9 protein-coding genes are annotated in these 10199 nt (G+C 69.4%); 7 read left to right on the top strand and 2 right to left on the bottom strand.

The annotated features are described in order from the left end of the window. The 5 genes from ABZ855_RS23225 to ABZ855_RS23205 all read left to right on the top strand — a co-directional run bounded on the left by ABZ855_RS23225 (nucleotide 1) and on the right by ABZ855_RS23205 (nucleotide 6160). Nucleotides 1-801 carry an ABC-2 family transporter protein gene (locus ABZ855_RS23225; protein WP_360809666.1) on the top strand — a complete coding sequence of 267 codons (801 nt, stop codon included), beginning with the start codon at nucleotides 1-3 and terminating at the stop codon, nucleotides 799-801. A gap of 106 nt (nucleotides 802-907) precedes the next feature. Next, nucleotides 908-1714 (top strand): ABC transporter permease, encoded by an 807-nt coding sequence (locus tag ABZ855_RS23220; RefSeq protein WP_360809664.1) that lies wholly within the window; start codon nucleotides 908-910, stop codon nucleotides 1712-1714. A 16-nt stretch (nucleotides 1715-1730) separates the two neighbouring features. Then, nucleotides 1731-2750, top strand: coding sequence for an ATP-binding cassette domain-containing protein (locus ABZ855_RS23215; protein WP_360809819.1), 1020 nt, complete (start codon nucleotides 1731-1733; stop codon nucleotides 2748-2750). A gap of 45 nt (nucleotides 2751-2795) precedes the next feature. Then, complete coding sequence (locus ABZ855_RS23210) at nucleotides 2796-3467, top strand: DUF1707 domain-containing protein (RefSeq protein ID WP_360809662.1); 672 nt, start codon at nucleotides 2796-2798, stop codon at nucleotides 3465-3467. A gap of 410 nt (nucleotides 3468-3877) precedes the next feature. Continuing rightward, nucleotides 3878-6160, top strand: coding sequence for a hypothetical protein (locus ABZ855_RS23205; RefSeq protein ID WP_360809660.1), 2283 nt, complete (start codon nucleotides 3878-3880; stop codon nucleotides 6158-6160). A 118-nt stretch (nucleotides 6161-6278) separates the two neighbouring features. Here ABZ855_RS23205 and ABZ855_RS23200 read toward each other — a convergent pair whose 3' ends face one another. Beyond that, nucleotides 6279-7628, bottom strand: a complete 1350-nt coding sequence (locus ABZ855_RS23200) for an SGNH/GDSL hydrolase family protein (RefSeq protein WP_360809658.1) — start codon at nucleotides 7626-7628, stop codon at nucleotides 6279-6281. 193 nt (nucleotides 7629-7821) lie between these two features. Here ABZ855_RS23200 and ABZ855_RS23195 point away from each other — a divergent pair, with 193 nt between their 5' ends. Together ABZ855_RS23195 and ABZ855_RS23190 are read left to right on the top strand one after the other, a co-directional pair. After that, on the top strand, nucleotides 7822-9183 hold the full coding sequence (locus ABZ855_RS23195) for a DUF445 domain-containing protein (RefSeq protein ID WP_360809656.1): 1362 nt from the start codon (nucleotides 7822-7824) through the stop codon (nucleotides 9181-9183). 97 nt (nucleotides 9184-9280) lie between these two features. Beyond that, on the top strand, nucleotides 9281-9775 hold the full coding sequence (locus tag ABZ855_RS23190; RefSeq protein WP_360809654.1) for a hypothetical protein: 495 nt from the start codon (nucleotides 9281-9283) through the stop codon (nucleotides 9773-9775). A gap of 50 nt (nucleotides 9776-9825) precedes the next feature. On the opposite strand, the gene ABZ855_RS23185 is transcribed toward ABZ855_RS23190, so the two are convergent. Further along, complete coding sequence (locus ABZ855_RS23185; protein ID WP_360809652.1) at nucleotides 9826-10137, bottom strand: hypothetical protein; 312 nt, start codon at nucleotides 10135-10137, stop codon at nucleotides 9826-9828. Between the last annotated feature and the right edge of the window lie 62 nt (nucleotides 10138-10199).

Genomic DNA, 10199 nt, shown 5'->3' with positions numbered 1-10199 from the left:
GTGGGTTCTGGGCGGTTGTACGCGGCCGTCGCGGCCGGGGGTTTCCGACGTTATGCCACGTACCGGACGGCCACGCTGGCGGGGATGTTCACCAACACCGTCTTCGGGGTGATCCTCGCCTACACGTACATCGCGCTCTGGGACGAGAGGCCGCACCTCGGCGGGTACGACCAGTCCCAGGCTCTCACCTATGTGTGGCTGGGCCAGGCGCTGCTGATGACGATGTGCGTGATGGGTTCGGGCTTCGAGGACGAGCTGATCGAGCGTATCCGTACGGGTGACATCGCGATCGACCTGTACCGTCCGGCCGACCTGCAGTTGTGGTGGCTGGCCCAGGACATGGGCCGGGCCATGTTCCATCTCCTGGGCCGGGGGCTGGTCCCGGTGGCGGTCGGCGCGTGGCTGTTCGACCTGACGCTTCCCTCCGACCCGCAGACCTGGCTGGCGTTCCTGGCGGCGGTCGCGCTCGGGATGCTGGTCAGCTACTCGTTCCGCTTTCTGGTGGCGCTGACCGCGTTCTGGCTGCTCGACGGCGCGGGCATCATCCAGATGGCATGGCTCGCGGGCGTCTTCTGCTCGGGCATGGTGCTGCCGCTGAACGTGTTCCCGGGGCTGCTCGGCGAGATCGTACGGGCGTTGCCGTGGGCGGCGCTGATCCAGGCGCCGGCGGACATCCTGCTGGGGGAGAAGGATCCGCTGGGCACGTTCGCGTTCCAGGCCGGGTGGGCGGTGGCGCTGCTGGCGGTGGGGCGCTTGTTGCAGGCGGTCGCTACTCGGCGGGTGGTGGTTCAGGGTGGTTGACGTGGGGGACGTGGGGGACGTGGGTCTCGGGGGAACTCGAACTCTCGGGGGAACTGGAACTCTCGGGGGTGCCTGGGACGACGGGCCGCTCAGCCGCAGGGAGCGTGTGGTCGACGGCGTACGGGCCTATCTGATGATCGCCGCGATGTGGATCCGTTCCACGATGGCCTACCGGGCCTCCTTCGCGATGACCACGCTCGGGAACTTCGTGGCGACCGGCCTGGACTTCCTGGCGATCATGCTGATGTTCTCGCAGATCGACCGGCTCGGCGGCTACTCGCTGCCCGAGGTCGCGTTCCTGTACGGGCTGTCGGCGGTCGCGTTCGGGATCGCCGACCTCGTCGTGGGGTCGATGGACCGGCTGGGGCGCCGCGTCCGGGACGGCACCCTGGACACGCTGCTCGTCCGGCCGGCGCCGGTGCTCGCGCAGGTCGCCGCGGACCGGTTCGCGGTGCGCCGCGTCGGGCGGATCACCCAGGGGCTGCTGGTGCTCGGCTACGCCCTGCTCACCCTCGACGACGTCCACTGGACGACGGTCAAGGTGCTGATGATGCCGGTGATGGTGGTCAGTGGCGGGGCGATCTTCTGCGCGGTGTTCGTCGCGGGAGGGGCCTTCCAGTTCCTGGCGCGGGACGCCTCCGAGGTGCAGAACGCGTTCACGTACGGCGGCACGACGCTGTTGCAGTATCCGCCGGGTCTGTTCGCGCAGGACCTGGTGCGCGGGGTGACGTTCGTCCTCCCGCTGGCCTTCGTCAACTGGGTGCCCGCGCTGTATGTGCTGGGCCGGCCCTACCCGCTCGACCTGCCGGAGTGGGTGGCGTTTTTGCCGCCGCTGGTGGCGGCGGGCTGCTGCGCGCTCGCCGGCCTGGCGTGGCGGGCGGGACTTCGTACGTACCGGAGCACGGGGAGTTAGGCGAGTGGACAGCCAGATGGACGGTTCCTTCAGCAAATCCGCCAACGAGCCCTTGAACGAGTCCTTCATCGCGCTGGACGGTGTCGAGAAGGTGTTCGACGTGCGTAAGCGCACCGGGTTCATGCGCAGTGAGCGGCGGGAGGTGCGGGCGGTCGACTCGATCTCCTTCCGGGTGGCTCGCGGGGAGATGGTCGGCTACATCGGCCCGAACGGTGCCGGGAAGTCGACGACGATCAAGATGCTGACGGGCATCCTCACCCCGAGCGGCGGCCGGCTGCGCGTCGCCGGTATCGACCCGTCCCGTGAGCGCACACGGCTCGCGCGGCGGATCGGGGTGGTGTTCGGGCAGCGTACGACGTTGTGGTGGGACCTTCCGCTGATCGACTCGTACCGTCTGATGCACCGCATGTACCGCATCCCTGACGCCCGTTACCGGGAGAACCTGGACCGCTGCGTCGAACTCCTCGAGCTGGGCGACCTGTTGGACGTGCCGGTCCGTCAACTGTCCCTGGGGCAGCGGATGCGGGGTGACATCGCGGCGGCTCTGCTGCACGACCCCGAGGTGCTGTACCTCGACGAGCCGACGATCGGACTGGACGTCATCTCGAAGGCGCGGGTACGTGAGTTCCTGCGCGACCTGAACACCGAGCGCGGTACGACGGTCCTGCTCACCACGCACGACCTGCAGGACATCGAGCAGCTCTGCTCGCGCGTGATGGTCATCGACCACGGCCGGCTGATGTACGACGGTCCGCTGACCGGTCTGCACGAGGTGGGCGACAGTGAGCGGACCCTGGTCGTGGACCTGGAGCGGGAGCTGCCGCCGATCGACGTGCCGTCGGCGCGGGTCGTACGGGTGGAGGGTCCGAGGCAGTGGCTGGCGTTCCCGGCGTCGGAGTCGGCGGCTCCGCTGGTCGCGCGGATCGCGGCGGAGTATCCGCTGGTGGACCTGTCGGTGCGGGAGCCGGACATCGAGGCCGTGATCGCGAAGATGTACGCCGAGCAGGCGGAGAAGTCGGGGAGGGCGGTGTCGTAGCCGCCGCCCTCGCGGGGAGCTGCTGGTACCTCGTAGGCTGCTTGTATGACGGACGACCTTCCGGAGCTGCGCGCTTCCGACGCCGATCGTGAACGAGTCGCCGAGGTGTTGCGGGACGCCCTTGCGGAGGGGCGGCTCGACATGGCGGAGTTCGAGGAGCGGTTGGACGCGACGTATCAGGCGCGTACGTACGGTGAGTTGGCGCCGATCACCCGTGACCTGCCCGGGGCCGGGGTGAGCGCGCCCGCGGTGAGCATGGTCAAGCAGCCTGTGGGGGGCGGGAGTTGGGCTGAGCGGGTGGTCGGGGGTGAGGGCACCTCGCGGTGGGGGGTCGCGATCATGGGCGGGTTTCAGCGCAAGGGGCGCTGGACTGTGCCGCGGGTGTTCAACTCGGTCGCGTTCTGGGGTGGTGGGGAACTCGATCTGCGGGAGGCGAACTTCGCGGACCATGAGGTGGTCATCAACTGCGTCGCGATCATGGGCGGGGTGGATGTGATCGTGCCGCCGGGCGTCGAGGTCGTCGTACGCGGCATCGGCATCATGGGCGGGTTCGACCACAGGGAGGAAGGGGTGCTGGGGGATCCCGGTGCTCCGCGGGTGATCCTCCAGGGGTTCGCCTTCTGGGGCGGGGTGGGCGTGACCCGCAAACTCCCGAAGGCGGAACGCCAGCGCCTGAAGGCGGAACGCCGCGAGACCCGGCGGGAGCTGGACAGCTGAGGCGGGCTGGGGCGGGCGGAGATCGCGCAGCCCGGCGCTGAACGGGGTGCCGCCGCGCCCACCCGTGCCGCCCCTAGCGGCACGCCTGCCCGCGGCGACAGGCCCGCCTTCAAGGGGCGCGGGGAACAGGCTTTTAGGGGCGCGGGGAACTGCGCGACCAGCCCCCACCGGGCCCGCGTTGTCAGGGGCGCGGGGAACTGCGCGACGAGCCCCCACCGGGCCCGCGTTGTCAGGGGCGCGGGGAACTGCGCGACCAGGCCCCACCTGGCCCGCACCTCAGAACGCACCCCACACTCCTCCCCCCTCCTCCCCACCCCTTCAGACCCCGTGGTCACTATGATGCGATCTCCAATGTGATCGGAACATGCCACTCCCGGTGAACCGCCGGGACGGGCAGAAAACGGGGGATCATGGAAAACCAGCTCCGCAGACATCGCGCACGCACCACCCTCTCCGCACTGGTCGGCCTCCTCGCCGTCCTCGCCTCGATGCTGGTGACGGCGGGCACCGCGCAGGCGGCTCCTCCTGAGCTGCCCGGCGGCAAGCCGAACTGGGTCGTCTCCGTGGGGGGCCTCGGCGACCACCGGGATCCGGGCAACTGGGTCCGGCTCGGTTACTACGTCTTCTCCACCAACGGCACAGTCGAGACGAACTACTGGTACTGGACGCAGGCCGGCCAGCCCAAGCGGGTGAACACCGTGAAGGCCAACTGCGACGGCCCCGTTCCCCACTGCTACGTCAGGACGGTCGACGGCTTCGACGGCGACCCGACGGGCGGATACCGGGGCGTGTTCGGCTACGAGTCCGATGGAAAGCTCAAAGTGACCTGGGAGACCGACCTGGTCGGCCGCTCGCTCGACGAGCCACTCGTCGAGCACTGGAACCTCGAGGCCGGGCTGGGGTCAACGGGTGGCGTCGCGCGCATCACCAGCCCGACGTACTACACCAACACGGGCACCGACGCCGTTCCCGACGCGAAGGCCCCCGACCCCAACATCTTCTCCAGCTACGACGCCACGTTCGGCGTCGGATACGGCAGCAAGAGCTCACTCGACTCGAGCACGCGCGTGAGCATGAACGAACTCCTCACCGGCCCGCAATACCGGAACACGCGGTACCGGGGCACGTTTGTCAGGGTCAACGGCCAGAACCTCGGCCGTGAGTGGTCGGGCGGCAACTGGACCTTCAGCGGCGTCGGCGGCGACAACCGGACCAACCCCTGGCAGAAGTGCGACGGCGCTCAGTGCCTGGGATTCGTCCAGCACGGCACCAGCTGCGGCAAGAGTGACGAGAGCGCGGACGCGGACGTGAATCCGGACAAGGATCGCGCTCGCTACATCGCGGAGATCGGCGGCGGTCGGCGCAACACCGAGGAGTACTGGTGCATGCTCCTCGCACAGGGCGCGGACTGCTACCAGAACAACTCACATCCGCGGCCGATGCTCCAGATCATCGACGACTCCGGCACGTTCCGTGGGTGGGTCGGAGCAGAGGCGTTCACCCATGTGAACGGCGGCACGCCGGACACCGACTGGGGCCAGTACTACTGGGGCGTCTTCGACCAGGTGTCCTCCGACCTCAGGCCAGGAATCCCGGACAACTGGGACGGCTCGCAGGCGCTCCCCGAGTTCAGCCTCTCCTACGGCGCCAGCGTGGCCACCGGGGACGTCCGCTGGCTCGACCGCTCTGTGATCTTCAGCGGACGGAACTTCGTCGCCAGCGGCTGCCGTTACGTCGAACTGATCGCCTCGGCGGCGAACGGAACCACGAGAAGGGGAACGTCGAGCCCGCTGTGCGTGGGGACGGAAGCCGACGGCACACGCGCTTTCCGGGGGACACTCGACTTCTCCGACGTGACCGGCGGCGCGACCAGCATGCAGATCACGTACTGGGTGTCCGAAAACGGCGGCAATACGTACGCCACGAAGGGTGTGGTCCAGTGCACCCGGGCCCTGGACAGCGGCGACCGCTGCGTCAACTCCTCTCGTGAGCCGGTCACCGAGTTCCGGCTGTCGTACGGCAACAGTGTGGCGGCCGGTGCGGTGACCTGGTTGAACCGTTCGGTCACGTTCGAGGGCAACAATCATGTTGCCAGTGGCTGCCGCTATGTCGAGTTGGTCGCGACGGGTGCCGACGGGTCGAGTCACCGGGCGACGACCAGTAAGTTCTGTGCTTCGGGCGGGGACCGGGCGTTCGGGCCGCAGACCATCGATCTCTCGGCGGTGGAGGGTGGCACGACGGGTGTGCGGATCACCTACTGGGCGTCCGAAGACGCCGGCGTCACCTACGCGACGAAGGGCGTCGTCCAGTGCACCAAGGACGGCTGCGAGAACTCCTCTCGTGAGCCGGTCACCGAGTTCCGGCTGTCGTACGGCAACAGTGTGGCGGCCGGTGCGGTGACCTGGTTGAACCGTTCGGTCACGTTCGAGGGCAACAATCATGTTGCCAGTGGCTGCCGCTATGTCGAGTTGGTCGCGACGGGTGCCGACGGGTCGAGTCACCGGGCGACGACCAGTAAGTTCTGTGCTTCGGGCGGGGACCGGGCGTTCGGGCCGCAGACCATCGATCTCTCGGCGGTGGAGGGTGGCACGACGAGTGTGCGGATCACCTACTGGGCGTCCGAAGACGGCGGTGTCACCTACGTGTCGAAGGCCGTCGTCGGCTGCACCAGTGACGGCTGCGTAGCCGCCTAGGCAGCCGTGTCGGGCGCGAGCGTTGTGACACACGCCCGTGCTCGACATGACGAAGACCTCCGATGCGGTGGAGCTGTCCAAGGCAGCACCGCATCGGAGGTCCTGGTCTCGAACATCCTTACAGCCGCGCCGGCGCCGCCCCCTTCAACTCCTGCAAGTCGAACACCTCCGCCATCCGCGCATACCCGGCGTCACTCGGATGCAGGTGATCCCCCGAGTTGAATCCCGGCCGGAACCTCCGAGGGTCCTGCGGATCCCGCATCGCCTTGTCGAAGTCGACGTACGCGTCGTACACCCGCCCCGCCCGAATCTCCGCGTTCACGGCCTGCCGCAGCCCCTCGGTCGTCGCCGAGTACCCATGGAACCCCCCGAAGGGCATCAACGTCGCCCCCACCACCCGCAGACCCCGCCCATGCGCCTCCGCGACCAGCTGCCGCAGCCCGGCGACGATCGACGACGCCTTCAAGGCCTTGGGGTTGCGGGAGCGCAGGATGTCGTTGACGCCCAGGTCGATGACGACAACCTTGACGTTCGGATGGTCGAGCACGTCCCGCCCGAACCGTTCCAGCCCGCTCGCGTTGGGCGCCGGAATGCTGAGACCGCCCGGCTTCAGGACCCGGTTGCCGCCGATGCCCTGGTTGAGGACGCTGTAGTGCGGCACGTCCGCACCGGCCTCCGCCGCCGCGTGGAGGCGGTCGGACAGGACGTCCGGCCAGCGGCTGTTGGTGCCCACGCTGGACGTCGTGCCGGCGGTGAGCGAGTCACCGAGGAAGACGACCGTGCCGTCGGCCTCGTTGCTGAAGACGTCCAGGGCGGTGACGTACCGCCAGGCCTCGACCTGCTCGGTGTAGGCGGCGGCGTAGGGGTCCTCGGTGCGGTCGCCGAGCGCGGCGTACGAGATCTGCCGGGCGTGCGGGTGGTAGGTGACCGGGCCGGACGGGATCGCGGAGTACGTCGTCACGAGGACGTCGCTGTCGCGCGGGACGACGATCCGTACCGCGTCACTGACGATCTGCTGCCCGGCCGGGATGGTCACCGAGGGGCTGCCGCCGAAGGTGAGCCGGCGCATGGTGCCGGCGTCGGCGGACGCGCTGTTCGCGGCGGCGGCGACGGCGATCGAGGCGTGAGCGATGGTCAGGGGCTGCGTGCCGTACAGGTTGGAGAGGGTGGCCCGGGCACTCGTACCGCCGGCCGAGGTGTGCACCACGTTGCGCAGGGAACGGCCGGCCAGGCCCTGGACGGCCGTTCCGGGCTCGCCGCCGACCGGGGAGGCGGACCAGGTGCCGACCCAGGTGCCGGCGGACGCGGGGGCGACGGAGTTGCCCGAGTCGCCGCGGGCGCGGCTGACGGTCTTGGCGTGTGGAGCGGTGCCGTCGTCGAGGGTCGCCCCGACGTGGATGGCGGTGGATACAGCCACGACGAGTGTGATCATCGCGGCGAACAAGCCATAACCGTGGCGCCTGGTCATGGGGTGCGTGACTCCTAGTACGGCGGGGAGCGTGGGGCTCCGGTGGGCTGCGCCCATGATGCGGGATGGGCCTGTGGGGGTCGGCCGAATCGTCGGACTCACCCCCTCCGGATATACGTGGGGAACTCCTGTTCCGTTCCGGGAGTAGGTCAAGAAGGGACAATGTGTGGGGGATCACTGAACGGTGGAGCGAATGGAACGCAGGAGAACGGGATCAGAGGATGCGTCCGGAGGCGCCGATGGGGCTGGGGTGACCGAAGGGGCCGCCCCGGGTACCGTCCCCGGTCGTGCCATGAACGCCTTCGGTCCCGCCGACGAGGAACGCATGCGCGGGGTACGTCGGATGAAGCTCACCGCGACCGGGCTGCTGGCCTTCGTCGCCGTCGTGTACGTCCTCGCCAAGTGGGCCGGTGAGCAGGGCGCCGGAGGCTGGACGGGGTATGTCGCGGCGGCGGCAGAGGCGGGCATGGTCGGTGCGATGGCCGACTGGTTCGCGGTCACCGCCCTCTTCCGCCGCCCCCTCGGCCTGCCCATCCCGCACACGGCGATCATCCCCACCAAGAAGGACCAACTCGGCGTATCCCTCGGTGAGTTCGTCGGCGAGAACTTCCTCTCCCAGGACGTCGTACGCCAGCGCCTGCGTGCCGTGGGCATCGGCAGCCGGCTCGGTACCTGGCTGGCGGAGCCGGAGCACGCGGACCGGGTCACGGCCGAGCTGTCGGCGGCGCTGCGCGGTGCGCTCACCGTCCTGCGCGACTCCGACGTCCAGGCCGTCGTCGGCGAGGCCATCACCCGGCGGGCCGACGCCCAGGAGATCGCGCCCGGCATCGGCAAGATGCTGGAGAGGGTCGTCGTCGACGGCGGCCACAAGCGGGTCGTCGACCTCATCTGCGTACGCGCGCACGACTGGCTGGTGCTGCACGAGGAGGAGGTCATGGGCGCCGTACAGGGCGGCGCGCCAGGCTGGACGCCCAAGTTCGTGGACAAGAAGGTCGGCGAGCGCGTCTACAAGGAACTGCTGCGTTTCGTCACCGAGATGCGCGACGCGCCCTCCCATCCGGCGCGCGGCGCCCTGGACCGTTTCCTCACCGACTTCGCCGCCGACCTCCAGTCCGACACGGACACACGCGCGCGTGTCGAGCGGCTGAAGACCGAGGTGCTGGGGCGCGGCGAGGTCCAGGACCTGATCGCGTCCGCCTGGACGGCCGTACGATCGATGATCGTTTCGGCGGCGGAGGACGAGCGCAGCGAACTGCGGCTGCGCGTGCGGGCGTCGCTGCTGTCGCTGGGTTCGCGGATGTCGGTGGACGCCGGTCTGCAGAGCAAGGTTGACGGCTGGGTCGAGGGCGCGGCGGTGTACGTCGTGACGACCTATCAGGGCGAGATCACCTCCCTGATCACGGACACGGTCGCGGGCTGGGACGCCGAGCACACGACGAAGAAGATCGAGGCCCACATCGGCCGCGACCTGCAGTTCATCCGTATCAACGGCACGGTGGTCGGCTCGCTGGTCGGACTGCTGATCTACGCGGTGTCGCGGGCGGTGGGGGTGTAGGCAGGGTGTAGGCAGGGTGCAGGCCGACGCCATAGGTACCCGTACCTGAGTACGCGTACTCTGTCGGACCGCCTCCCGAGAGGTAACCCTCGTACTTATGACCGATATGACGGGGAACAGCACCACCATCTGGAAGCTGCTCAGGCCGTTGCGGACGCGCCCCTGGGCCGAGCGATGGCTGACCCGCGCCGTCGGCGCCGCGGTCGCCTCGGCGTCGTACGTCGTCTGCGTGCCCTGGGAGTTGCGCAACCGGGCGCAGCACGTGGGCTCGATCGATGAGACGACCCCGGTGACGGGCGTGGGGGTCGTCGTCCTGGGCGTCCTGCTGCTGCTCCTGGGCGCGTACTTCGGGTATCGCGACCGGCGGGGCTGGCCCCTGCTGCTGGTGGCGGTCCCCCCGGCGACCCTGATGTACGTCTCTTTGAGCACCCAGCCCGGCCCACCTGACGGATTCGCCAACGCCTGGCCCCTGACCTGGGCCTTCTTCACGCTGGTCATGGCGGCGGCGGTGCTGGTCGCGGCGAGCGTGGGGCGGGCGTTCCAGGTGGAGGAGGAGTCCCTGGAGGGGCTGATGTCGGCGGGGCGCGGCTGAGTCTCAGTCGGGTGGCCGGGAGGGTTTCAAACGGGCGTTCGGGAGAACGTCTAGTGCCGGTCGGCGACGGCCCAGGAGGCGAGGGCGACGGCTCCGGCGACCCCGAACACGGCGGGCCAGGCGCCGACCTTCTTGGCCAGGGGGTGCGATCCGGCGAAGGCGGCGACATACGCGACGGTCAGTGCCCCGGCGGCCGTGACGCCCGCCTGCTCCTGCCACTGCTGGGCGGCGACGGTCCCCGCGACGGCCAGTACGGCCCCGCCGAGCTGCCGGTTCCGGCTCCAGCGGGCGACGGCGTACCCGCCGACGAGACCGCCGGCGGCCACGAGCGCCGTAGGAACCTTCGTCTTCGCCATGGCCATGGTTGCCTGCCTCCCGCTGAGTCGTAGTCGTACGGGGCGAGGCTAACTCCTGTGGCCCGGCA

Origin of the sequence: Streptomyces sp. NPDC047042 (genome assembly GCF_040644035.1) — a bacterium.
GTDB lineage: Bacteria > Actinomycetota > Actinomycetes > Streptomycetales > Streptomycetaceae > Streptomyces.
Note: the sequence above shows the minus strand (reverse complement) of the source record. Positions and strands in the feature narration are given on the sequence as shown.